The following is a 23,763-nucleotide window of genomic DNA, read 5'->3' as shown; positions in this document are numbered from 1 at the left end:
TTTTTTATTATTTAATAATTGGAATAATATCTAAAGAGACTCCTGTCCACTCGGTTAGTTGAGCATTTGTAGGATAACCCTTTTCTATAGTGATTTTACCATCTACAAGTGTTACGGGTAGTCCGTCAACACCTTTATCTTGCAAATATTGGTTTACTAATTGGTTCGAGACATACAACTGTGGTTCATCACGCAAATTGTGTCTTTTGATACTCGCACCTTGGTTTTGCAAGAGTTGAACGGCAGCGGCAATTCTCATCAAATCAGGATTGATGTTCGGACCACATAACCCTGTCGGACAGCACATCGCAGGGTCGAAAATTTCTATTGTTTTCATATTCGTTTGTATTTTAAAAGTAAAAAATCATAGCATAATAAATACCTACCGCAATAAAGAGCAATGCGATAATAATGTTCATCCATTTTTGGAATACCTGCATACGCTGATAAAATTTGCCAAGACCTGCTACGCTATATGCCAATATCCATGCGACAATAATAACAGGTAGTCCTGTGGCGATGGCAAAAACGACAGGCAGAAGTAGTCCTCCCGTTTCAGCAGCTGACATCGGCATCAACATCCCAAAGTAAAAGACACCACTCGTAGGACAGAAAGCCAACGCAAAGAGCACACCCAAAAGCAAAGCTCCCCAGCTCCCTCTATTCTTTAATTTCTCGGAATTAGCACTGCCACCGCCAAAACCAAATTTGGGAAGATTAAGTCTATTGCCAAAGAGCATAAACAAACCAATGAGAATAAGAGCAGGGGCGATAATCATCTCGCCATACTTGCCTATTGCTTTTTGAATGACAAAAATACTTGCGCCCTCACGCAAAATCGGAATAAGGATGAAGCCAATGCCTGCGTATGTAATAATCCTGCCAGCAGTATAGAGTATTCCATTCCAAAAAATGCGGTGACGGCTCTCAATATCCTTACTTATAAAACCTATCGCCGTGATGTTGGTTGCCAAAGGACATGGGCTGATTGCCGTAAGCAACCCCAGCAGAAAAGCCGTAATAACAGGTATCGTGCTGTTATCTAAAAGTGATTGAAGAAAGTCCATTGGTCGATTATTTTAGTTGTTCGTTAACTTTCTTTTTCACGCCCTCTTTGAATACGTCGGGCGATCCCTTAGCATACGAAAATCCAAAATCGGTCATATTATTTTTAGTTTCTTTGCCATCTTTCCATTTATTTACAAACAGCGACGACCATGTAACTTCATATTTATCGGCTATTTTTTCACCTTCTTTCGTCGAAATATCAATAACCTTGAATACTACCTTTCCATCTTTAAGCTGCTGGGCGAAGTCTTTATCAATAACCTCTTTAGTCAATTTCTCAATGGTATTGCAGGTGACGCAACGTTGCTTGCCATGAAAATAGAGTACCTCTACATATTCTTTTTGATTGGTTTTAGTTGCCCCTTGTGCATTAGCATTTTGGCTATTCCCACATGAGGTTAAGGCTATGATTGCCATTAAAGCAAATAATAATTTCTTCATAGTTAGATTGGTTCTTTGGTTAGTAGTTGTTTTACTTCGGATAAAGTCAGTGCTTTGCCCACGGATAACACCTTCTCATCGACCACGAGTGCAGGCAGCCCCAAGATGTTATACTCCATAATTTTCAGAATATCCTGCTCCTTAATGAGCTTCGCATCTAAATTCAGTTCGTCAATAGCCTTTTCAACGGTTGCGTAGAGTGTCTTACAGTTCGGGCAACCTGTTCCCAATACTTTAATTTCCATTTTTGTTCTATTTTTAATGTTAGTAAATCGCAAAACTACGAACAATATAATCAAAAAAATATGCGACTATTCGCAGCATACTTTTTCGCACATTGAATGAGCAAACAATTTAGAAAATAGAGATTTTGCCAATGCCCAATTTTCTTTATTCACACAGTAACGCACCTTTGGTGGTTCGATTTCACCCTGTATCAACCCTGCATCTTTCAACTCTTTTAGATGTTGAGATACAGTCGCTTTAGCAATTGGCAACTCATCATGAATATCACCAAAGAAACAACTATCCTGACTTGCTAAAAATTCCATTATAGTAATGCGTGCAGGATGTCCCAACGCCTTCGCAAAACGAGCTAATTGCTCATTATCTACCGTATAACCTCTATCCTTTTTCATCTTTTCTTATTTCTGTTCGCAAAGTTACGAACATTATTTGTAACTACCAAATTATTCATAACGTTTTTTGTACCTTGAAAAGATTATGTGAAAAGCCACGATTATTATAATAAAGTACACCCTCAAAACTATCAAATTTTAATCATCTGATTTCATCTGCATGGACAAATGTATCCATGCCGGAGACAAATGTACGCAGTTAGCTTTCGGTGTAAAAATACTCAAAATCTTTACTTTAGCTTTGTCCGAGCATTAATGTTGATGCTATTAAAATCAATGAATCTATGGACGAAAAAGTCAAAGACCAAGATGTTCTGTTGGTCAAAACTAAGGACGAGAACTCCTTGAAAGTTGTCGCAGGGATGGACGATAAGGGGAAACTCAAAACCGTTCCACCCAAAAAAGAGCATGAAAAGGAGTTTATGAAAATTGATAAGCACAGCAACGTGCTTGAAAACTTCTTCTCCAACTTCCTACGTCAGTACAAAGACCCCACGCATTTCAACTTCTTCAAAGTATCTGCCGAGAATGTGGAGAGCAACGCCACCGTTATTGGCGAGATGCTTAAAGAACCCGACAAGCAATCCAACAAGGAGATGTTGGACTCGGTGCGTGTCGATCTTTCCGAGTTCGGTATTCACGAGAAGCAGGGCTATAAGCCCATTGATGCTGACCGTGTGGATTGGGCACAGTTCGAGCAGATGGGCGTCACCCGTGAAAGTCTGGAAAAAACCGGAGCGTTGGATGCCATGCTCAACTTCCGAAAGAGTCCGGGACTTGTCCCCATTACCCTTAAAGTGGGTGACGCAACGCTTCGTACCGATGTACGCCTCTCGCTCAAAGAGACTCCTGACGGGCGTATTGTTCCCGCCATTCATGCCATGCAGAAACAGCCCCAATTAGAGAAAGCATTTTACGGTAACACATTTACGGATGCCGATAAAAAGGCACTTCTTGAAACGGGCAATTTGGGGCGTTTGGTGGAGCTTAAAATTCCAAATGTACCTAATCCGATTATTGCTTTTGTGAGTGTGGATAAACTCACCAATGATTTGGTTGCACTGAGTGCCGATAAGATTCGAGTTCCAAACGAGATTAAGGGAGTAACTCTTGGTGATGAGCAGAAAAAAGCACTTGCAGAGGGAAAAGGAATTTATCTGGAAGGCATGACTGCAAAAAATGGTAAGAGTTTCAACGCCACCATTCAGATGAATGCTGATAAGCGAGGCATTGAGTTTCAATTTCATAACCAGCCCAAGCAGACGGAACGGAAAGAGCAGACACAAGCACCACAGCAGCAGAGTGGCAACAAAGAACTTCGAGTACCCGAAAAGTTGCTCGGTAGAGAGGTATCCCCCGAAGAGCAAGCCCGCCTAAAATCGGGAGCAGCAGTCTACATGACTGGGTTACTTGACAAAGAGGGCAAGCCGTTTAATGCTTACGTCAAACCGAACTATGAGAAGAACAAGTTTGACTTTCTCAAATGGAACCCCGACAAGTCCAAAGCCAAAGAAATTACCCCCGATAATGCCTCTAAAACACAGGTAGCTGTCAATTCGGAGGGGAAAACCAACGAGGCTACCAAGAATGTGAAAGAGCCATTGCAACAGGGACAGGTTCAGCCTACCGAAAAGCAAGAGCAAAAACAGGTAGAAGAGGCACAGAAAAAAGGAAAAGGTATACGCCGATAATGGTAATTGCAATGCTCCTTTCAATCATCGTGATTGGCTTTATTATTCTCTGGCGGAAAACCAACTGGAAAGCCGTTGAGAAGGAGAACGAGCGATATTATATAGATGGCTATCACATCTATTACGACCGGAAAATAATTCAACAAATGGAGAGTAAAAGCTCTCAAATCCACTAAAATCCATAAAAGTAAAAGAGTATGAAAGTAATAATAGCAGAAAAACCGAGCGTGGCACGCAGTATAGCAGCCATAGTCGGGGCAACAGATAAAAAAGAGGGCTACATCGAAGGAAACGGTTACGCCGTAACATGGGCGTTCGGACACCTCGTAACACTGGCAATGCCCGATGCCTATGGAATCAAAGGTTTCCAGCGTGATAATTTACCGATCCTGCCTCCGGTGTTTCAGATTATCCCTCGTCAAGTGAAGAGTGATAAAGGATATAAGCCCGACAGTGGTGCAGTGACACAACTCAAAATCATTAAGAAACTGTTTGATAGTTGCGACCGGATAATCGTTAGCACTGATGCTGGAAGAGAGGGGGAATTGATTTTTCGTTACATCTACGAATTTTTGGGTACTGCAAAGCCTTTTGATAGGCTTTGGATTTCGAGCCTCACCGACAGAGCTATCCGTGAAGGGCTTGACAAACTCAAATGTGGAGCAGAGTATGATAACCTCTACTATGCTGCCCGTGCCAGAAGTGAGGCTGACTGGCTTGTGGGGCTGAATGCAACTCAGGCTGTAACCATCGCCGCAGGGCGTGGGACATACTCGCTGGGACGAGTACAGACGCCTACACTCTGTATGGTTTGCTCCCGATACTTGGAGAATAAGAACTTTATACCACAAAAGTTTTGGCAAATGAGCCTCTCTCTTTGTGAAAACACTCGTATCACCCAGCTGTTTTCCGTAGATAAATGGTTCGACAAAGCGAAAGCGGAACAGGTCTACCAACGAGTAAAAGCGAGTGAAAATGCTACAGTGGAAAATGTAGAACGCAAAGAGACAGCACAAGAGTCACCATTGCTTTATGATCTGACCACCCTGCAAAAAGAGGCGAATAGTAAGCATGGTTTCTCGGCAGACAACACTCTAAATATTGCTCAAAAGCTCTATGAAATAGGCGTTTTGACCTACCCAAGAACAGGAAGCCGTTACATTTCGGAAGATGTATTTGCAGAAATACCACAACTTATCACCTCGCTGCATTCGCATCCGACATTTTGCAAATATGCCAAAGGAATGAGCAAACTAAACCCTCGCTCGGTGGATGACAAGAAAGTAACCGATCACCATGCCCTGCTTATCACAGAGAATAAGCCAAAGGGGTTGAGTGAGAATGAAACCACTATATATAATATGGTAGTAGCACGTATGCTTGAAGCCTTTTCTGACAAGTGCATTAAAGATGTAACTACCGTCACCGTTGTTTGTAGCGATAGTCGCTTCATACTCAAAGGCTCTATAATCAAACAAATTGGCTGGCGTGGTGTACTGAACGAAAAGGACGAAAAAGATGATGCCGACACCCTTATCCCAGATTGGACAAAGGGTCTTACGTTACCCGTCGGTGGTTGTTCGCTTGCAGAAAGTCTTACCAAAGCCAAACCGCTACATACTGAAAGCTCATTACTTGGCTCTATGGAAACATGTGGTAAGGATATGGTTGATGAAGAACTACGAGCCAAACTAAAAGAGTGCGGTATCGGCACACCTGCCACCCGTGCCTCTATCATCGAAACGTTGTTTTCTCGTGAGTATATGGTACGCAGTAAAAAATCACTCGTGCCCACTGAAAAAGGGCTTGCCATCTATTCCATTGTCAAAGAGATGAAGATTGCAGACGTAGAAATGACCGGGCAGTGGGAGGCGGCACTTGCCAAAATCGAAACGGGAGAGATGAAAGATAGCACGTTCCGTAAAGAGATTGAGGTGTATGCCACTCAAATCACCTCGGAACTGTTAGCCTCTAAAATTCTCTATACGGGTAGTTGCCAAAATGTGGATTGTCCTAAATGTGGTAGCGGTCAGATGAGCTTCTTCCCCAAAGTGGTCAAATGCAACAACCCTAATTGTGAACTACCCATTTTTAGAACGATTGCAGGTAAACAACTGTCCGATGCACAGATTACCGAGCTAATCACCAATCGTAAGACAGGTGTTATCAAAGGTTTTCAGAGCAAAGCGGGCAAATCGTTCGATGCCTCACTCGTCTTTGACGAGCAGTTTAAAGTTGTTTTTGTTTTCCCCGATAAGAAAAAACGAAAATAATTCCCTAACTTTGCCACTAAATGAAATAGTCATAAATGGTTCATACCGTTTTTACTATGGATTTTAGTGGGGGCACTCGGTGGGGACACCGAGTGCCTATTTGCTTACTATCAACCATTAAAATTCATTCAACATGACTCAAATTCAATTTTCATATTACGAACTCTCTTTACTCGAACTGCTCAAAGAGAGCCAACCCGAACTATCAACCGACATAGCATTCATCAAGAACCGTGCAGCATTGGCAGCCGAAGCGTACAGCGATGCCATTCTAAATGGCTACACTCACGATGGAGCATCGGAGCTGGCAAATGAGGTGCTTTACGAGAACCTGCATTTCTCTAAACACGATACACTGATTAACATCATCTGGAACGAGTTTGTCGATATGGTTCCACAAAGCTCTGCCCGTGAGCTTGCCATCAAGCTGCAACCATTCGTTGAACCTGTTTTCGCTAAGTACCTCCTTTCGGACGACTTCGCCTATTCCGCTGAATACGAGCAGTTGTACACAGAACTCACAGGTGAGATTGTAATTTGGTTGGCTGAGAATGGGCTTTAATAAAAAGGCACATTTAAGAGCAAATATTGAAGCAATAAAGTTAGCGTTTGTACTTGATAAAGAGCAAAGAACCGCCACCACCGTAGAGCGAGAGGTACTCTCGGCTTACTCTGGTTTCGGTGCTTTGAAATGTATCCTTAATCCGACAGGGAGCTTCGGCGACCTCGCCTCATGGAGCAAATCGGATGCGGAGTTGTTTCCGATGGTAGCGGAACTCCATACTCTCATTAAGGATAACAGCTCTTCGGATGAAGAGTATAAACGCTATTTCAGCAGTTTGAAATCTTCCATCCTGACGGCATTTTACACGCCGTCAGAGGTAGTTGAAACGCTCGCTTTATCGCTTCATGATAGCGGTATCACACCCTCCCGCATCCTTGACCCCTCGGCAGGAATGGGAGAATTTGCCAACGCCTTCCAACCAATTGCCGCCGACGGACACACAATCTTCAATTTTGAAAAAGACCTTTTGACAGGCAAAATGCTCACCGCATTACAGCCCGGCAATAAAGTACATATTAAAGGTTTTGAAGAGATTGACAGCCGTTTTATTGCTTCTTTTGATGTGGTATCTTCTAATATACCCTTTGGAGATGTAGCAGTTTTTGACCCACAGTTTTCTGCAACCAACGAGCAGCCCAAGCGGTTGGCTGCTCGTTCGCTGCATAACTATTTCTTTGTCAAAGGTCTTGATATATTGCGTGATGGGGGCATTTTGGCTTTTATCACCTCGCAGGGGGTAATGAACTCACCCCAAAATGAGATGGTACGTGAGTGGCTGATGAAAAGCAGCAACCTGCTTTCAGTGGTACGCCTACCTAACAATCTGTTTTCTGAGAAAGCAGGAACAGATGTGGGCAGTGACTTGATACTACTACAAAAGAACGTCAGCAAAACAGAACTTTTGCCTATGGAGCAGGATTTTATTAAAACCCGACTTCGCCCCAGTGGTGTGACGTTCAACTGCTACTTCAAAAACCTCTCCCGTGTGGTGCATACCTCATGGAAAGAGTCTACCGACCCTTACGGCAAACCAGCTATCATCTTTACGCATAGTGGTGGCGTTTCGGGTATGGCTAATGATTTGGGAAAGATGCTTCGTGCCGACCTCTCGGCACGGTTGGATATTGACCTATATAATAGGAATATGCCGAAGCAAAAAGTAGTACTACAAGAAAAGCCACAAGAAGAGGTTGTTGCCCCTGCTGTTGTGGCTGAGCCACCCAAGCAGGAAGCCCCGCTGCAAACATTGTATGATCTCTTCGGTATGGCAGTTGAACAGCGGATACCGAGCCGCAAACGTAGCCATACGTCTAAACCTATCACCGCTCAACTCTCGCTCTTTGACCAGCCCCGAATGGCAAAACAAGAGCCATCGCCGAGTATGGAGTCTCGAAAGTATGACGGTGTCATGGGTTCGCATTTGAAAGATGGCTCGCTTGTCGCCTCCAACTTGCAAGTAGGCACACTCTCTCGTGACGATGACAATGAGTCTGTTTTCAATCCATTGGATTTGCCAAGTGACACACGCCAGAAGTTACTCTTGTACATGGATATCCGTGACAACTACCACCACCTCTATAATACGGAGATGGAGCAGAAAGTAGAGAATAAACCTACTCGTCACCAACTGAGCGAGTTGTACGACCGCTTTGTGAAACTATACGGCAACCTCCATAATCCCAAGAACAACGACACGTTGCGAATGGATAGCGGTTTTCGTGAGATACTATTTTTGGAACGTATCATCGACAAACAGGTAATCAAAGCCGATATTTTCAATCACCCCGTTTCGTTCAACCCCAATGAGGTGACATCTGCCGAGACACCTCGTGAGGCTCTCTCTGCATCGCTCAACAAATACGGAGAGGTCAATATCGGTTACATGACCTCCCTGTTGAATGATAAAGAGGAGGCGGAGTTATTACACGACTTGAAGGGCATAATCTACTACAATCCACTGATAAACGGTTACGAAATAGGTGAAAAGTTTATTGCGGGTAATGTAATAGAGAAAGCGGAAGAGATAGAACATTACCTGCTATCCAATCCCGAAGATACTCTTTCCGAAGCATCACTCTTTGCTCTAAAAGATGCTTTTCCCGAACCCATCCCTTTCTGTGACCTTGATTTTCAGTTCGGTGAACGGTGGATTAGTGCAGGTATCTATTCCGAATTTGCATCACACCTCTTTGACACAGAAGTGAATATCCATTATTCGCCAAGTGGCGATGAGTATTCGGTTAAAGCTAATTATGGCAACGCCAATATCTGGACGAAGTATGCCGTCCGGGGTGAGTTTCGCACTTATGACGGCATCGCCTTGATGAAACACGCCTTACTCAATACCACGCCCGATATTACCAAGAATGTTACCATCGGTGAAAAAGAGGTAAAAGTTCGGGACGGTGAGGCGATACAAATGGCGAATACCAAGATTGATGAGATACGCAGTGCTTTCGTAAATTGGTTGTCAGAGCGTCCCGATGAGTTTAAGGATAAACTAACCGACCGTTATAATCGGATGTTCAACTGTTTCGTTAAACCCAATTACGATGGTTCGCACCAATCATTTCCCGATTTGGATTTGAAAGCACTCGGTATTCCCGATTTATACAGCAGTCAGAAAGATGCCATCTGGATGCTAAAACAGAACGGAGGTATGATTGCGGACCACGAAGTAGGAGCCGGTAAAACGCTGATAATGTGCTGTGGTGCGTATGAAATGAAACGTCTTGGACTTGCAAATAAGCCAATGATTTTAGCACTCAAAGCCAATGTACATGAGATAGCACAAACCTTCAAAACCGCTTATCCTAATGCTAAAATCCTCTATCCGGGCAAGAACGAGTTTACACCTGATAACAGAGAGCGAATTTTCAACGATATAAAAAACAATGATTGGGATTGTGTTATTTTGACACACGACCAATTCGGAATGATACCCCAATCGGACGACATACAACGCAAAATACTGCAAAAAGAGTTAGACAGCGTGGAAGAGAATTTGGAGGTACTACGTCAGCAGGGAAATAATGTCTCTCACGGGATGCTTAAAGGGGTAGAAAAACGTAAGCTAAATTTAGAAACGAAACTCTCTGAAATCAAATTTCGTATGGATAATCGCAGAGATGATACGGTTGATTTTCAAACTCTTGGCATTGACCATTTGTTTTTGGACGAATCGCACCGATTCAAAAATCTTCTATTTAACACCCGTCACGACCGTGTGGCAGGGCTTGGAAATAGCGAAGGAAGCCAGAGAGCCTTGAATATGCTCTTTGCTATTCGCACCATTCAGGAGCGTACAGGTAAAGACCTTGGTGCAACTTTTCTTTCTGGAACGACCATTTCCAACTCACTGACCGAACTCTATCTACTTTTTAAGTATCTACGTCCGAAGGAGTTAGAACGGCAGAATATCAATACCTTTGATGCATGGGCAGCCATCTTTGCCAAGAAGACCACCGATTACGAGTTCTCGGTCACCAATCAGATTGTACAGAAAGAGCGGTTCCGCTATTTTATCAAAGTGCCCGAACTTTCAGCGATGTACTCTGAAATTACAGATTACCGTACGGCAGAGATGATTGGGATCGACCGTCCCGACAAGAGAGAAATCATGCACAACATTCCACCCACTCCCCAGCAGGCAGAGTTTATCGAAAAGCTGATGAAGTTTGCCCAAGATGGTGATGCCACTGTGTTAGGACGAGCACCACTCTCAGATAGTGAGGAGAAAGCAAAGATGCTTATCGCCACGGACTATGCTCGTAAGATGTCACTTGATATGCGACTCATTAGTCCGCACTACGACGACCATATTGACAACAAAGCCTCTCATTGTGCCGCCAAAATTGCGGAGTATTACCATAAATACGATGCACAGAAAGGTACACAGTTCGTTTTCTCGGATTTAGGTACGTATAAGCCCGGCGAATGGAATCCATACAGCGAGATTAAACGCAAGTTGGTAGAAGATCACCATATCCCTGCCCACGAAATTCGTTTCATTCAAGAGGCAAAAAACATGAATGCTCGAAAGGGGTTGATTGAGGGGATGAACGAGGGCAAAATCCGTGTATTGTTTGGCTCAACTGAGATGCTCGGAACAGGCGTAAATGCCCAAAAAAGAGCGGTTTGCGTCCATCATTTAGACACTCCGTGGCGACCATCTGACCTTGCCCAACGGGATGGTCGGGCGGTCAGAAAGGGCAATGAAATTGCCAAGTTATATGCTGATAACAAGGTCGATGTAATTATCTATGCCGTTGAAAAATCGTTAGATGGTTACAAATTCAATCTACTGCATAACAAACAACTCTTTATCCAACAACTAAAGGGTAATCGAATGGGGAGTCGTACTATTGATGAGGGTTCGATGGATGAAAATTCGGGCATGAACTTTTCGGAATATGTAGCTATCTTGTCAGGAAATACCGACTTATTAGAGAAGGCAAAACTTGAAAAGAAGATTACATCTTTAGAAAGTGAACGTTACGCCTTTAACCGCAGTCGAAGCACAGCAAAGAGTAAGTTGGAACAGATTACTTGCAACATTGATGGTAATAGTGAGATGATTTCCCGTATCAATGCTGATATGCAAGCCTACACCTCTCGTGTGGTATGGGATGCCGACGGTAACAAACTCAATCCCATTCAACTCAAAGGTATTGAGGGAAGCGATCCGAAAGCCATCGGAGCAAAACTCGTGGAAATTAGCGAAAAAGCACGCACCCACGGGCAGGATATGATAATCGGCTCGCTCTATGGTTTTAATCTGATAGTCAAAACCGAATCATCCGACAAGGAGCTATTCGACCTGACGCAAAATAAATTCTTTGCCGAGGGCGAGGGGCGAATAAAGTACAGTTATAACAACGGTAATATTGCCACCGATCCGAAATTGGCTTCACTTAACTTTCTCAATGCGTTGGAAAAGATACCAAAGCTCAGTGAGAAGTACGAAACAGAGATAGCGAAAATCGCCAAAGATATTCCCGTCTTGCAGGAACTCGTAAGCAGTGTATGGAAAAAAGAGGAGGAACTCAAAAATTTGAAAGTCGAACTAACAACGCTCGACAGGCAAATCCAACTTTCGCTAAAGCCCATTGAACAGGGCAACGATGCCCAGCAAAAAGATGAAGTCCAAAATAATGGGCAGCCCCATTCGATTGAGCCATCGGCAACAACTGCCTACGTCAGTCAGCCGCTACCTCAAACCAATGGTCTGCATAAAGATGCGGGAGAGAGTGCCGGAAATACCGTCACACACTCCCAAAGAGACGGGCGACCGTCATTTACAGACAACCTCGAAAAATCAGCAGAAAGCTACACCATTCAAAATAAAGGATTCAAACTCTAAATCAAAACAGTCCACTGAACCCTATAAACACGGGACAGTGGGCTGTTTTCACATACTCATATCACAAAAAATCCTGTTCTATCATCACGACAGTACAGGATTTATAATTATGAACATTAAAAAGCAAATACACTATTTCTTACTTTTCGACTTTTGCTCACGCTTACGTATGAGATTATCATTGAAGTGCAGTTTCATAAATTCCAATACGTCTACTTCTCTGTACCAAGCTCTATTGTACATCATCTCAAAAGGTAATGTTTTGGTTGCCCGATACCGTTGCAGAGTGCGTTTATTTATATGGAGCATTTGGCAAACATCTTGATTGTCAAGCATAGGTACACCGTCTATCATCGGGCGTAATGGAGTTTCTTCGACTTTCGCACTTTCTTGCCTATCAAAACGTTCCATAACACGCTCCATCCACATCACAAAAGTATCTTTATCTAACTGTTCCATTATTGTTGTCGTTTTAAATCTGCTGCAAAGTTGCGACAATCGCAGAAAGCGTATGTACAGGGTGAACCACCCTGTATGAGATTTATTTGAAACGGCACTTTTCCTTGTGGTCAAAGTGAAGACAAACTTATCCATAGTGGAGACATATATACACAGTTAAGCTGCAACCCATTGAAAGCCGAAAACAATGATATTACTTTGTAGGAACTTGACAGAGAACGCACGCATTTTATATATGCGAAAGAAAATATCAACTAAAAAAACAGAGAAAATCATGGAAATTATTAGTGTAGAAGCCTCGACATTTGAGGAAATGATGGCAAGGTTTGAAACCTTCGACAAGCGAATAGAAACTTTGTGCCGCCAGAGCGGTGACAAGAGTATGCAGGAATGGCTCGATAATCAGGAGGTGTGTGAGATACTGAACATCTCGAAACGAACACTTCAGGGCTACCGGGAGAGTGGCGCATTGCCTTATTCAAAAATTGGGTATAAGATGTTTTACCGCCCCGCTGATGTGCAGAAAATGTTTGAACGAGACGTTGCTCTCAAAAAATAATCAACCCCACTAAAATCCAAAAGTAAAATGAGTGAATGTGTAAACAAAGAAAATCAGAGAGTTGCCTTCTTCTTCAAGGCACTCGACCGCATGACTGCAAGTATAGAGCGGTTAGTAAAGAGCCATCGGCTGCCATTTGGCGGTGAACACTATTTGACTGACAAAGAGTTATCAGAAAAATTGAAGGTAAGCCGCCGCACCATTCAAGATTGGCGCACGGAGGGTAAAATTGCCTATATCCAATTGGGTGGTAAGACAATCTATAAGGTATCGGATGTAGAGAAGATGTTAATGGCAGCCTATCACAAGAAATGGAAGTAATGCCATTGACTGAGATTATTTAAAATCAACAACGAGGGAAAAGCCTTATCACTTTTCCCTCGCTGTTGATTCCTACCTAAGTATGGAACTAATCAGTTCATCAATCGGTTGCTTGCGTTTTCATTCACCGAGATAAATAGTTGAGAGCTAATTATTTTTGTTGGTACAACCATCTTTCTTATGACCCACTGTCGAAACAATTCTGCTTGTGGGGATTGAATCCGAAACACAAGAGCGGTTATCATATCCAACCCGTAATAATCGGGCAAAAGGTGGTTGCCAGCCAATGTCACACCACCCGTCAAGTCAACGGTTACTACCTCCGATTTTAGAATGGCTTTGATATTCGCCTTTATTGTTGGTGTAAAGACCCCAAAGAGTTGAGCTATCTCAAAATCTCTCATCTGTACTGTATTTGGTACTGTTACAGTTCCATTGTCGTTTATCATAATCATATTTTTTCTCATAATTATTTTCTATTTATTATCTATTTCGTTCATTGCTTGTCTACGTACCATTAACTTATCCATATCATTTGATATTTTCTGGTCGGTAATTTTTGCATAGACCTGCGTAGTTGTAATATTCGTGTGCCCCATCATCTTGCTGATGCTTTCGATGGAAATGCCAGAAGAAATCAATAGAGTCCCAAACGAGTGGCGGCTCATGTGGTGGGAGAGATTCTCCTTGAAACCTAAAGCAAACCCAGTACTGCTAATCCCATGCCATAGGATATCACGGATAGGCAGAGGGAATACCGGCATTGTATCATCGGTGGTGTTGTAAAGCGAAAGTATCTGCTCGGCAATTGGATGTAAAGGAACGAAAGCCTCGACATTAGTTTTACCCCTCTTCTGACGAATGTACCTTCTACCGTCAGCCGCTCTCCCTATATGGTGTGGATAGAGCCTATACACATCCACATACGCCAGACCAGTAAATGATGAAAAGATAAATATCCTTCGGGCAAGCTCCTGCAACTTATCGGGCATAGGTGTTTGCATCATCTGTTTCAACTGACTTCGGGTGATATGGCGTAACTTGGGGGGATTTTTCTTTTCGTAGGTAACATCTTCAATCGGGTTGAATCTCAATACCTCTTGGTCAACAGCTATATAAATGAGTCTGTTCAGCCAACAAAGACAGTGGTTGATATGAGAGGCACTGTAATCCCGCTCCCTTTTCAGAAAGAATTTGAACGACTCACCAAACTCCTCTGTAATATCAGAAAATGCTATGTCCTCCATTTCTCTTGAACCAATAAAATCACTCAGGTTAAGTTGAGTCGTTTTGGATTCTCTATAAGTAGAGGTCGATTTTATTTCGACAGAACGTATTCGTAATCGTTCACGCTCCACTTCACCAGCCTGCAACAGATAGGTTGAAACAGTATTTACACCGACAACTGTGTTTTTAAGCAGTTCGGCACTGACAACGCCCTGCTCTTTTAATATATCCTCGTAGGTCTGGGCAATACGTTTGCGAAACTCGTCGAGCTTATTGTTTTCTTTGGTCGAGTTGAGTACCCCTTTGTCGCCGTTCCAATGATCGGGATTGCAATAGAAACCTGTTGAAAGAACCGTGCTTTTCCCGTCGATGCTGATACGACAAAGAACGGCGGTTGTTCCATCTGCTTTAACCTTACTGCGGTTGATGTAATAGAGTTGTTTAAATGTGCTACGCATAATGATGTTGTTTTATAATACTAATTCTAAATCTTTGGTTGCCTCAATGTATTTATCCATGTCCTCAAATAGCTTTTTTGGAGTGACACGGGCATAAATTTGAGTTGTCTGGATATTGCTGTGTCCCAACATTTTGCTGATGGTTTCAATAGGCACACCCTCTTCGAGCGTGACCAGAGAGGCAAACGAGTGTCTTCCGGCATGGTAGACAAGGTCTTGGGTCATCCCACAGAGCACTCGTAGTCCTTTCATGTTGGAACGGAGGGTGCTGTATATCTGCGGAGGAAATAGCGTAACCCGCAAATTATCGCTGTATTTCTCAATCAACTCAATTGCTTCGGGTAGCAGTTTGACACGTGCTAACATTTCATTCTTCTTGCGGCGGTATTTAAGCCACAGTTCACCGTTATCATCTTTTGATAAATTTTCCTGTGTGATTGAAACTGTATCGGAGTACGAAGTCCCAGTGTAACAGGCAAAAAGGAATAAATCTTTTGTGATAATGTGCGAATGTCGTCTTTCGGGAATTTCCAAGTCTCGTATCTTCTCAAAATCCTCACGGCTGAGAGCCTTGGGGGTACTTTCTTTCTGTTTGGGAAGTTTGTAGTGAGCGAAATAGAACTTTTCCGAGTGCCCCTCCTTGAAAGCTATTTTACATATCTTCTTTAAAAGAGCCAGATAATGGCGGGTAGTATCCATTGCCATGCCTTTATTTTGCAATACAAAATCCTGAAACTCACGAATAAATTGTTCGTTCAACTGACCAAAAGCTATATCGGTGGCGTTGTATTTCTTCTGAACAAATTCGGCTATTGCTCTACGCGTATAGATATAGGTGGAAATACTACCTGCGGCAACATCAATACCTACACGGGCTTTCTTTTCCTCGGTGTGGCGGTCAAAGAGTTTTAATAAGGTCATTTGAGTGGCTACGCCTCCTTGAAGTGAATTTTTTACATCTTCGGCGTTGAACGGCAGTCTGCGTTCCAAAAGGGAATCATACGACGAATTGATAGACAGCAGCAACTTATCTAATTTCTCGTTTATTTCTACTGCCTCACGGCTCTTGCCATTCAAGCGACTTTCACGAGAGTTCCACAAAGTTGGTGTACAAGATAGCTTGCAGCTAAACTGAGCCATCGAGTCGCCGAAAGTGATGCGCCCCATGATTGGGGTTTTGCCTAATTTGTCGGGACTGCTCTTTTTTAGGTAGAGTAAAACCTTGAATTTTTCTTCTTTCATACACTTATATTTTTAATGAGCAAAGTTACCCATTATATAAGTGCTCTTTTGTATTCAAAATACTGTGTATCAGCGAAAACAAAACAGTTTTAATTTCTTTTTCTGCTTTCAGTTACCTATTGTCCATCCGGTAACTGAGCGGTTAACGGTTTGGTAACTAAAAAGACTCGTAGCTATGCTTCGTTATGAATATTTAGCCAGTGCAAAAACTACGTAAAACGACTAATAATAAACATGTTACCTTTTTCTCTCATAGCTTTTCTTATGTCTGATTTATTGTGAATTAATCATACAGCAAGGCACAGCTTCGCCGTTCACTTCGGCAATCAACCAACTGCCTTTCAGTGCCGACAATTGCACATCGGCAGCCTTCTTGGCAAGGATAAGCACCGGACGCTTGGCGTCATTGCACAAAGCGATATGTCCCTTACCCATCTTCTTATATCCTTTTACTTGTGCCAAAGCACCCAGCACGTTTTGCTCCAACGTCATATCGGGACACATCATCCGTGTACTGCCAATTTTATCCAAATCCAAACTACCTGCCTTGGCGTTTACATCAAACGAACCCATCATACGGTTGCAACCGCTGTTACCGTAAACCTTACCGGTAGTCGTATCAAAACCGATGAAAGGAAGTGATTGGCCTTTGGCAGTAACAACATCGGTTCCATTGATCTCAATAATATTCCATTCGCCATTAATAGACGATAAAGAAGCTACTTCTTTTGTCGATCGACAAGAGGACATGGCAAATGCAACGCAGGCAATGCACATAGAAAGAAATAATTTTTTCATGACTCAGTCTTGTTTTAAGTTAAAAATATCGGCAACAAATGTATTAAAAATAATAGAAAGTTTATACATTTACCTCGTTAAATATCTATAGTCCCTATAGACAAGCCATTACATTCAACCAAAATCGTATGAAAATATCAACTTTAATAACCATATTTTTGCTTCTGAGCAGTACAATAGCTAATGCCCAACAAGAATATATTGCAACAACTCCTCCATCCCAATCGATCAATATGACGGAAGAAGAGCTATTTATTGAAACGTACTTCCCAATGCATCCACTCTGTAAATGGACTCCCGGAATGAAGTTTATGTTCAGGCCCGACGGCAAAGAGATGTTTATGCCCATCTTTTGTAGGTATGAAGATGAGAAAGAGATTGAAAACAGCCAATTCAAAGAAAAAATATTCGAATTTATAGGTACCGAAGAGAAAGTGGACGAACTATACGTAGGTACCAACTACTGTACACGCTTTGTATTTAGCTGCGACGGCAAGAAACTATATCATGAGATAAAGAACCTGCGGCTAAACGATATATGTACAAAAGACCCCAGAGCCAGCATCAGTGGATTAGTTTACCTAAAGGACATAGACACGGCACGGGAACAACTCATCGGAAAAACCTTATACATCCGCACCATATATGTACGCGTAGATGATGCCAATAGTTATACGGGCTACAAAGAAGTCACCATTCCCGAATACTCCAAAGTAACCGTAACAAACGTGGGTGTGGGCAGTAAAGCTTTTCCTGCCAAAATTATCTTCAAAGATGAAAAGAACCATTCATACTATACGGAGGTGGCACTATCGCGAACCAATTCGGGAATGGATATAAAAGACTTTCAGGCAGACAAAAAAATGAAACTATTTTTGAATGCTTTTAGTTTCACGGATAAGAATGCAAACTCGACCGAAGCATTAAAAAAGAAATATACCGGTCTGGTTATATATCCGAAAAAGACGCTTCCTGCCAAAATCAAGATAACATCCGAGGACAAAACGCTTTGGTCGCACATAGCCCTGTTGCGCTATACGACCTTACACATCAAAGATATTACAACAAGCCCATCGAGCACATTGGCTACACTGACCTTGACAGGCGGCGATGATAGGCTGTTTTCGATAGAGGTCAACTTGAAGTATGACTTCATATTAAAGAACGAAAATTATATTGAAGATCTGTTTGGCATTGGCAATCTGGAAAAGAAATACCCGACTATAAGTGCCGAAAACTGGAAGCGCATAAGCAAAGGAGAAGTCATACCCGGTATGGATATTGAAGAGTGCAAGTTGGCATTAGGAAACCCGATTGAGGTAGCATTCAAAAAAGACGATGGCTTCGAAACCTGGTTCTATCACGGAACAGTGTTGGAATTTGAAAACGGAAGGCTGCTTCACACTAAATAAAACAGGAAGGGGGGTATGTATATCTGAAAATAATCTCGTATATTTGTTCCATCAATGTGTTTTTAATATCTAATTTTCTAAATTTTTAATTTAACAGATGGGTAGAGTTCTTATTATCGGTGCGGGCGGCGTAGGTACCGTCGTTGCGCACAAAGTGGCACAAAATGCCGATGTATTTACAGACATCATGATTGCCAGTCGTACCAAGTCTAAATGCGATGATATCGTTAAAGCTATTGGTAACCCCCATATAAAAACAGCCAAAGTGGATGCAGATAATGTAGAGGAACTGGTGGCACTGTTTAATGACTTCAAACCTGAAATGGTCATCAACGTAGCTCTTCCTTATCAGGATCTTACCATTATGGAAGCCTGTTTGCAAGCAGGAGTGAACTATCTGGATACAGCCAATTATGAACCCAAAGACGAAGCACACTTCGAGTATAGCTGGCAATGGGCTTACCACGAACGCTTCAAGGAGGCAGGATTAACCGCTATTTTAGGTTGCGGATTCGATCCGGGTGTAAGCGGAATCTATACGGCTTATGCAGCCAAACATTACTTTGACGAAATTCAATACCTGGATATCGTAGACTGCAATGCAGGTAACCACCACAAAGCATTTGCCACGAACTTTAATCCGGAAATCAACATCCGCGAGATTACACAGAATGGTCGGTATTTCGAAGATGGTAAGTGGGTAACTACCGCACCACTCGAGATTCACAAAGACCTGACATATCCGAACATCGGACCACGCGATTCATACCTGCTTTATCACGAAGAGTTAGAATCGTTGGTGAAAAACTTCCCCACCATTAAGCGTGCACGCTTCTGGATGACCTTCGGACAGGAGTACCTGACCCACCTTCGTGTAATTCAGAACATCGGTATGGCACGCATCGACGAGATTGACTACAACGGCATGAAGATTGTGCCTTTGCAATTCCTCAAAGCAGTACTTCCCAACCCGCAAGACTTGGGCGAGAACTACGAAGGAGAAACCTCAATCGGTTGTCGCATCCGCGGACTCAAAGATGGCAAAGAACGTACATACTACGTATACAACAATTGTAGCCACGAAGCAGCCTACAAAGAAACAGGTATGCAGGGTGTAAGCTATACAACAGGTGTTCCGGCTATGATCGGTGCATTGATGTTCTTCAAAGGCGAATGGAAACGTCCGGGTGTGAACAATGTAGAAGAGTTCAATCCCGATCCGTTCATGGAACAACTCAACAAGCAAGGTTTGCCTTGGCATGAGGAGATAGATAAGGACCTCGAATTATAAACAAAAACAGGAGATTTATGATGAATGTAGGAGACAAAGCACCCGAACTATTGGGTATCGACGAGAAAGGCGAAGAGATTCGTCTAAGCAGTTACAAAGGAAAGAAAATCGTATTGTATTTCTATCCCAAAGACAGCACATCGGGTTGTACAGCACAAGCCTGTAGCCTGCGCGACAATTATGCAGAGCTACGCAAAGCCGGGTACGAAGTAATCGGTGTAAGCATTGACAACGAAAAGTCGCACCAGAAATTCATCGAGAAAAACAATCTCCCCTTTACCCTGATAGCCGATACGGACAAGAAATTGGTCGAACAATTCGGTGTATGGGGCGAAAAGAAACTCTATGGGCGAGCTTATATGGGTACCCTTCGTACCACCTTTCTTATCAATGAAGAGGGAGTGATCGAACGTATCATCTCGCCCAAAGAGGTAAAGACCAAAGAACATGCTTCGCAGATTTTAGACACGAATTCTTAAAACTAAAAAGTTATGGCCAAGAAAGACGAACTTAATTTTGAAACAGATAATAATAAAATGGCATCAAGCGAAAAACTAAAGGCCTTACAGGCTGCCATGGACAAGATAGAAAAGAGCTTCGGCAAAGGTTCTATCATGAAAATGGGTGATGAAGTGGTAGAACAAATGGAAGTAATCCCTACAGGTTCTATCGGCCTGAACGCCGCATTGGGTGTAGGTGGTTATCCGCGTGGACGAATAGTAGAAATATACGGACCGGAATCTTCGGGTAAAACAACACTGGCTATCCACGCCATTGCCGAAGCGCAAAAAGCAGGTGGCATCGCTGCCTTTATTGATGCCGAGCATGCATTCGACCGTTTCTATGCTGCCAAATTGGGAGTGGATGTAGACAACCTCTTCATCTCTCAACCCGATAACGGCGAACAAGCATTAGAGATTGCCGAACAACTCATTCGCTCATCGGCTATCGATATCATTGTGGTAGACTCTGTAGCTGCATTGACTCCCAAAGCCGAGATCGAAGGAGATATGGGTGACAATAAAGTAGGATTGCAAGCACGATTGATGTCTCAGGCTTTGCGTAAGCTAACCGGAACAGTTAGCAAAACCCGTACTACCTGTATCTTCATCAACCAATTGCGCGAGAAGATCGGTGTCATGTTCGGAAGCCCCGAAACCACAACCGGTGGTAATGCACTTAAGTTCTATGCATCGGTACGTATCGACATCCGTGGTTCTCAACAACTCAAAGATGGCGAAGAGGTGATCGGTAAACAAACCAAAGTGAAAGTGGTAAAGAACAAAGTAGCTCCTCCTTTCCGTAGAGCCGAGTTCGATATCATGTTTGGACAAGGCATCTCTCGTGCAGGCGAAATCATTGACTTGGGTGCCGACATGGGAATCGTGAAGAAAAGCGGTTCATGGTACAGCTACAATGAAACCAAACTAGGACAAGGACGCGATGCTGCAAAACAATGCGTTGCCGATAATCCGGAGTTGGCCGAAGAGCTGGAAGGTTTAATCTTCGAAGGGCTGAAAACAGCTAAGAAATAAAACTCAAGATGGTTCATAGCAATACCCTTGGTCACTGCTATGAACCATCTTTTTTTGATTGCATCCTCTTTCCTTCCCGATCATATTCAGTCTTTTTCATCCCTCGTGCCTCTCCTACTTACCACTACCTCCCTCCCGATCAATAAATTTCACTCTCTTTCCTGTTTTCCATGTAACATTTGTTTGCCTGCCTACTATGGGGGATAGAACGACTTGTGTAAACTATGACATTATGAAAAGCTTCGCAAAGTCCGATGAATAAAGCGTTTCAGAGAATATGACGAAAATAAGGTTTTAAATCGACGTGTTTACATTGCTTTGCTTTTGCTTTGCAAAAAGCTTCAAAATGGAGTGAAAGAAACTGGATAACTTTACATCGTCTGTGGGATTCCCTTCTTTCTTACACTAAGATAATACAATTCTACCAAAGAAACAAACCGGCATTGCTTTAATACTGATACAATGGCAAGCGAAACCCTCTTAAATACCTTTTTTATAGGTATTTGAGGGGGTTTATTATTTCTATGTGAATATATCTGTTAGGAAGCCGAAATGATCGAAAATAAGCAAAAAAAGATGGTGTGCAGCGTTTGATTATAGATATACGACTTCAATATCCTAATTGTCCGCCAAATCGTTAAAATATAGTTAAATATAACTTAGGGGTTACTTTGGGGTTACGGTTTAGGGGTTACTTTTTTGGCGATATTTCTTATATGTTTATAGTTAGGGGTTACTTTAGGGGTTACTTTTTAACGTTTTTAACTACGTATTTAGATATAAAATTGAGTGTATAAGCCTATTTTAAGTAATGAAAAACGATGTTTTATGTAGGAAAATGTAGTAAAATAAATACCGATAAGAACAGCTTCTTATACATAAGATACTGATATGCAGTATAATAGAGAATTTGATGCATGTTTTAGCGATGAAAAAGCGCGCGTGCGCCATTTAAAGGATGTATCTTGTATATTTGAAATGATTTATTTCCTCACAACGCTTACGATTTCCTGGTTCTTTAGCCGCTCCGCTACTTTCTCGTTCATTTTTTCACCGGGATGGCTGCTGTCTTCGGTCTTAAATGTGATATGCACATCGAACCGCTCTAAATCATTGGCTATATAGATGATTAATTCAGTCATTTTGCTGTTATGCAATTCGGATATACATATTTTGGCTGATTCTATTACCGCATCCCTCCTTTTAAGCTTTGTGGCTTCTCTCTTGGCTTGATTTAGCTCTTTTTCCATCTTATCGCAGTATTTGTGAAAGCACCTAACGATATTCAAGGCATAGAACTCTCCATTTTCAATATATTCAGGATGTAGTACGATGGCTATTTGCGTATCTGTAACTGTTCTATCATAATACATCATCCTATAGTCTTCTACAGCATCAGCTATTGTGAGTTCGAAAGAAGGTGTATTTTTAATAGATAATAGCTCTGATAATATTGGTACAAGGAATTGATATCGGCTCACCAGTATATCTATATTCATTGTATCTTCAATAATATAGATAGATTCAAGGGCTTGTTTGACTCTTAAATAATTCATATAAATGTGATTAATGTTTTATTTTACTCGTCTATTATTTCTGTAATGGGCTTCCAGCATAGCTGGCAGAGGGTTCGGAGGTCGATAAATGCTGTTTTGTAGCGGCAGGCCTCGCAGTCTCCGGTAATTCTAAAACCAATTCTTGCACCTTTAAGGCATCTGAATGGGCACAGTCGGATAGTTTAGATTCAAGCATACGGACACGCTCCTCGAGGTGACCGTTTTCCCTAATCAAAGCTTTATTTTCTTCGTCTTTATCTTTATACATCTTATATATAAAGGATTCTTCAACAGGTAAAGCCGGTTGAGTGATTTGTGTAGTAGATACTGGAGTAGTGTGTGCTTGCTCATTGCGAAACATTGATCCTTTACCAGTAAGTAGCCAATTCATATCTACCTCTGAAAACATGTTTGCAATATTGATTAATATATCAGAGCTAGCTTCTGGGAATTCTCCATTTCTCTTGTCTATATTGAATATTCTATTAATCTTCTGAGAACTACTTAATTGTATTATCTCACTGAACTTCTTGACACTACCATTTGCATAGTGCTCAATAAGCCCTTTTATCCGCAAGTTAAGCGGTGGAAGTTCATTCATTGAAAGAATGTTTTCATTTTCTTGCATAATAATTTGTTTAATTGAAAACATGTTTGTAGATTTGCATCGTGATACCATTACACGCAGTGAAATCGGTTTACATCGTCCAAAGATAAGAATTAAACTCTAAATAATAATAAGTATGGAAAAGGTTTTAGAACACGCTTCTGAAATGATTGATAAGCTAACAAACGTAAAAAAGTAGATATATGCAAAGAATTGACTGGGAAGACCCCAAAAAGAAAGGTGAGGCTTATGCCTATTTG

Annotated in this window: 22 protein-coding genes and 1 pseudogene; 11 read left to right on the top strand and 12 right to left on the bottom strand. The window is 42.1% G+C overall.

What is annotated here, in order from left to right:
• Positions 1-7 precede the first annotated feature (7 nt).
• From arsD to TY03_RS16285, 5 genes are all read right to left on the bottom strand, one after another.
• Positions 8-337 (bottom strand): arsenite efflux transporter metallochaperone ArsD, encoded by a 330-nt coding sequence (gene arsD, locus TY03_RS16305; RefSeq protein WP_042371918.1) that lies wholly within the window; start codon positions 335-337, stop codon positions 8-10.
• Between the two features lie 13 nt (positions 338-350).
• Positions 351-1,067, bottom strand: coding sequence for an aromatic aminobenezylarsenical efflux permease ArsG family transporter (locus tag TY03_RS16300; RefSeq protein WP_042371916.1), 717 nt, complete (start codon positions 1,065-1,067; stop codon positions 351-353).
• Between the two features lie 7 nt (positions 1,068-1,074).
• Entirely contained in the window at positions 1,075-1,509 is a 435-nt protein-coding gene (locus tag TY03_RS16295) for a nitrophenyl compound nitroreductase subunit ArsF family protein (RefSeq protein WP_042371914.1), read from the bottom strand.
• Between the two features lie 2 nt (positions 1,510-1,511).
• Complete coding sequence (locus TY03_RS16290; RefSeq protein WP_042371912.1) at positions 1,512-1,754, bottom strand: thioredoxin family protein; 243 nt, start codon at positions 1,752-1,754, stop codon at positions 1,512-1,514.
• 66 nt (positions 1,755-1,820) lie between these two features.
• Complete coding sequence (locus tag TY03_RS16285) at positions 1,821-2,147, bottom strand: ArsR/SmtB family transcription factor (protein WP_042371910.1); 327 nt, start codon at positions 2,145-2,147, stop codon at positions 1,821-1,823.
• 284 nt (positions 2,148-2,431) lie between these two features.
• On the opposite strand from TY03_RS16285, the gene TY03_RS16280 reads away from it, so the two are divergent.
• The 5 genes from TY03_RS16280 (at position 2,432) to TY03_RS16265 (ending at position 12,038) form a co-directional block, all read left to right on the top strand.
• Entirely contained in the window at positions 2,432-3,838 is a 1,407-nt protein-coding gene (locus TY03_RS16280) for a DUF3945 domain-containing protein (RefSeq protein WP_042371908.1), read from the top strand.
• A gap of 11 nt (positions 3,839-3,849) precedes the next feature.
• A complete protein-coding gene (locus TY03_RS22700) occupies positions 3,850-4,014 on the top strand; it encodes a hypothetical protein (protein WP_222860407.1) in 165 nt (54 codons plus the stop codon).
• Positions 4,015-4,035: 21 nt separating this feature from the next.
• A complete protein-coding gene (locus TY03_RS16275; RefSeq protein WP_042371906.1) occupies positions 4,036-6,111 on the top strand; it encodes a type IA DNA topoisomerase in 2,076 nt (691 codons plus the stop codon).
• A gap of 133 nt (positions 6,112-6,244) precedes the next feature.
• The gene (locus TY03_RS16270; RefSeq protein ID WP_042371904.1) at positions 6,245-6,673 is read left to right on the top strand and encodes a DUF1896 family protein; all 429 of its coding nucleotides are present in this window, start codon (positions 6,245-6,247) and stop codon (positions 6,671-6,673) included.
• Positions 6,663-12,038 carry an N-6 DNA methylase gene (locus TY03_RS16265; protein ID WP_042371902.1) on the top strand — a complete coding sequence of 1,792 codons (5,376 nt, stop codon included), beginning with the start codon at positions 6,663-6,665 and terminating at the stop codon, positions 12,036-12,038. Before TY03_RS16270 ends, TY03_RS16265 begins: the two co-directional genes overlap by 11 nt.
• 132 nt (positions 12,039-12,170) lie before the next feature.
• Here the strand turns inward: TY03_RS16265 and TY03_RS16260 are convergent, their stop codons facing one another.
• The gene (locus TY03_RS16260; RefSeq protein WP_042371900.1) at positions 12,171-12,497 is read right to left on the bottom strand and encodes a helix-turn-helix domain-containing protein; all 327 of its coding nucleotides are present in this window, start codon (positions 12,495-12,497) and stop codon (positions 12,171-12,173) included.
• A gap of 274 nt (positions 12,498-12,771) precedes the next feature.
• On the opposite strand from TY03_RS16260, the gene TY03_RS16255 reads away from it, so the two are divergent.
• Positions 12,772-13,056: a helix-turn-helix domain-containing protein gene (locus TY03_RS16255; protein ID WP_042372257.1), complete on the top strand. Its 285-nt coding sequence runs from the start codon at positions 12,772-12,774 to the stop codon at positions 13,054-13,056.
• Between the two features lie 27 nt (positions 13,057-13,083).
• Positions 13,084-13,377: a helix-turn-helix domain-containing protein gene (locus tag TY03_RS16250; RefSeq protein ID WP_042371898.1), complete on the top strand. Its 294-nt coding sequence runs from the start codon at positions 13,084-13,086 to the stop codon at positions 13,375-13,377.
• 92 nt (positions 13,378-13,469) lie between these two features.
• Here the strand turns inward: TY03_RS16250 and TY03_RS16245 are convergent, their stop codons facing one another.
• From TY03_RS16245 to TY03_RS16230, 4 genes and pseudogenes are all read right to left on the bottom strand, one after another.
• Positions 13,470-13,826 (bottom strand): virulence RhuM family protein, encoded by a 357-nt coding sequence (locus TY03_RS16245; RefSeq protein ID WP_230201994.1) that lies wholly within the window; start codon positions 13,824-13,826, stop codon positions 13,470-13,472.
• A gap of 27 nt (positions 13,827-13,853) precedes the next feature.
• A complete protein-coding gene (locus TY03_RS16240; RefSeq protein WP_042371894.1) occupies positions 13,854-15,062 on the bottom strand; it encodes a site-specific integrase in 1,209 nt (402 codons plus the stop codon).
• A 12-nt stretch (positions 15,063-15,074) separates the two neighbouring features.
• Complete coding sequence (locus tag TY03_RS16235) at positions 15,075-16,304, bottom strand: site-specific integrase (protein ID WP_042371892.1); 1,230 nt, start codon at positions 16,302-16,304, stop codon at positions 15,075-15,077.
• A 288-nt stretch (positions 16,305-16,592) separates the two neighbouring features.
• Positions 16,593-17,102: pseudogene (locus TY03_RS16230) on the bottom strand (META domain-containing protein); the annotation flags it as partial.
• 128 nt (positions 17,103-17,230) lie between these two features.
• On the opposite strand from TY03_RS16230, the gene TY03_RS16225 reads away from it, so the two are divergent.
• The 4 genes from TY03_RS16225 to recA all read left to right on the top strand — a co-directional run bounded on the left by TY03_RS16225 (position 17,231) and on the right by recA (position 21,340).
• The gene (locus TY03_RS16225) at positions 17,231-18,514 is read left to right on the top strand and encodes a hypothetical protein (RefSeq protein WP_042371890.1); all 1,284 of its coding nucleotides are present in this window, start codon (positions 17,231-17,233) and stop codon (positions 18,512-18,514) included.
• Positions 18,515-18,611: 97 nt separating this feature from the next.
• On the top strand, positions 18,612-19,805 hold the full coding sequence (locus TY03_RS16220) for a saccharopine dehydrogenase family protein (RefSeq protein WP_042371888.1): 1,194 nt from the start codon (positions 18,612-18,614) through the stop codon (positions 19,803-19,805).
• A gap of 17 nt (positions 19,806-19,822) precedes the next feature.
• A complete protein-coding gene (gene bcp, locus TY03_RS16215) occupies positions 19,823-20,284 on the top strand; it encodes a thioredoxin-dependent thiol peroxidase (RefSeq protein ID WP_187374007.1) in 462 nt (153 codons plus the stop codon).
• A 12-nt stretch (positions 20,285-20,296) separates the two neighbouring features.
• A complete protein-coding gene (gene recA, locus TY03_RS16210; protein WP_042371886.1) occupies positions 20,297-21,340 on the top strand; it encodes a recombinase RecA in 1,044 nt (347 codons plus the stop codon).
• A gap of 983 nt (positions 21,341-22,323) precedes the next feature.
• Here recA and TY03_RS16205 read toward each other — a convergent pair.
• Both TY03_RS16205 and TY03_RS21585 read right to left on the bottom strand, forming a co-directional pair.
• Positions 22,324-22,896 carry a hypothetical protein gene (locus TY03_RS16205; protein ID WP_042371884.1) on the bottom strand — a complete coding sequence of 191 codons (573 nt, stop codon included), beginning with the start codon at positions 22,894-22,896 and terminating at the stop codon, positions 22,324-22,326.
• A gap of 34 nt (positions 22,897-22,930) precedes the next feature.
• Complete coding sequence (locus TY03_RS21585) at positions 22,931-23,524, bottom strand: hypothetical protein (protein WP_052332524.1); 594 nt, start codon at positions 23,522-23,524, stop codon at positions 22,931-22,933.
• Positions 23,525-23,763 lie beyond the last annotated feature (239 nt).

Source organism: Bacteroides neonati, from assembly GCF_000499785.1.
In the GTDB taxonomy this organism is placed as follows: domain Bacteria; phylum Bacteroidota; class Bacteroidia; order Bacteroidales; family Bacteroidaceae; genus Bacteroides; species Bacteroides neonati.
The sequence above is the reverse complement of the archived record's forward strand: the minus strand, read 5'-3'. Positions and strand labels throughout refer to the sequence as shown.

Excerpts from the sequence above, each read along its gene's own strand:
- arsD (WP_042371918.1), bottom strand. The coding sequence starts at position 337 with ATGAAAACAATAGAAATTTTCGACCCTGCGATGTGCTGTCCGACAGGG.
- TY03_RS16300 (WP_042371916.1), bottom strand. The coding sequence starts at position 1,067 with ATGGACTTTCTTCAATCACTTTTAGATAACAGCACGATACCTGTTATT.
- TY03_RS16295 (WP_042371914.1), bottom strand. The coding sequence starts at position 1,509 with ATGAAGAAATTATTATTTGCTTTAATGGCAATCATAGCCTTAACCTCA.
- TY03_RS16290 (WP_042371912.1), bottom strand. The coding sequence starts at position 1,754 with ATGGAAATTAAAGTATTGGGAACAGGTTGCCCGAACTGTAAGACACTC.
- TY03_RS16285 (WP_042371910.1), bottom strand. The coding sequence starts at position 2,147 with ATGAAAAAGGATAGAGGTTATACGGTAGATAATGAGCAATTAGCTCGT.
- TY03_RS16280 (WP_042371908.1), top strand. The coding sequence starts at position 2,432 with ATGGACGAAAAAGTCAAAGACCAAGATGTTCTGTTGGTCAAAACTAAG.
- TY03_RS22700 (WP_222860407.1), top strand. The coding sequence starts at position 3,850 with ATGCTCCTTTCAATCATCGTGATTGGCTTTATTATTCTCTGGCGGAAA.
- TY03_RS16275 (WP_042371906.1), top strand. The coding sequence starts at position 4,036 with ATGAAAGTAATAATAGCAGAAAAACCGAGCGTGGCACGCAGTATAGCA.
- TY03_RS16270 (WP_042371904.1), top strand. The coding sequence starts at position 6,245 with ATGACTCAAATTCAATTTTCATATTACGAACTCTCTTTACTCGAACTG.
- TY03_RS16265 (WP_042371902.1), top strand. The coding sequence starts at position 6,663 with ATGGGCTTTAATAAAAAGGCACATTTAAGAGCAAATATTGAAGCAATA.
- TY03_RS16260 (WP_042371900.1), bottom strand. The coding sequence starts at position 12,497 with ATGGAACAGTTAGATAAAGATACTTTTGTGATGTGGATGGAGCGTGTT.
- TY03_RS16255 (WP_042372257.1), top strand. The coding sequence starts at position 12,772 with ATGGAAATTATTAGTGTAGAAGCCTCGACATTTGAGGAAATGATGGCA.
- TY03_RS16250 (WP_042371898.1), top strand. The coding sequence starts at position 13,084 with ATGAGTGAATGTGTAAACAAAGAAAATCAGAGAGTTGCCTTCTTCTTC.
- TY03_RS16245 (WP_230201994.1), bottom strand. The coding sequence starts at position 13,826 with ATGATAAACGACAATGGAACTGTAACAGTACCAAATACAGTACAGATG.
- TY03_RS16240 (WP_042371894.1), bottom strand. The coding sequence starts at position 15,062 with ATGCGTAGCACATTTAAACAACTCTATTACATCAACCGCAGTAAGGTT.
- TY03_RS16235 (WP_042371892.1), bottom strand. The coding sequence starts at position 16,304 with ATGAAAGAAGAAAAATTCAAGGTTTTACTCTACCTAAAAAAGAGCAGT.
- TY03_RS16225 (WP_042371890.1), top strand. The coding sequence starts at position 17,231 with ATGAAAATATCAACTTTAATAACCATATTTTTGCTTCTGAGCAGTACA.
- TY03_RS16220 (WP_042371888.1), top strand. The coding sequence starts at position 18,612 with ATGGGTAGAGTTCTTATTATCGGTGCGGGCGGCGTAGGTACCGTCGTT.
- bcp (WP_187374007.1), top strand. The coding sequence starts at position 19,823 with ATGATGAATGTAGGAGACAAAGCACCCGAACTATTGGGTATCGACGAG.
- recA (WP_042371886.1), top strand. The coding sequence starts at position 20,297 with ATGGCCAAGAAAGACGAACTTAATTTTGAAACAGATAATAATAAAATG.
- TY03_RS16205 (WP_042371884.1), bottom strand. The coding sequence starts at position 22,896 with ATGAATTATTTAAGAGTCAAACAAGCCCTTGAATCTATCTATATTATT.
- TY03_RS21585 (WP_052332524.1), bottom strand. The coding sequence starts at position 23,524 with ATGCAAGAAAATGAAAACATTCTTTCAATGAATGAACTTCCACCGCTT.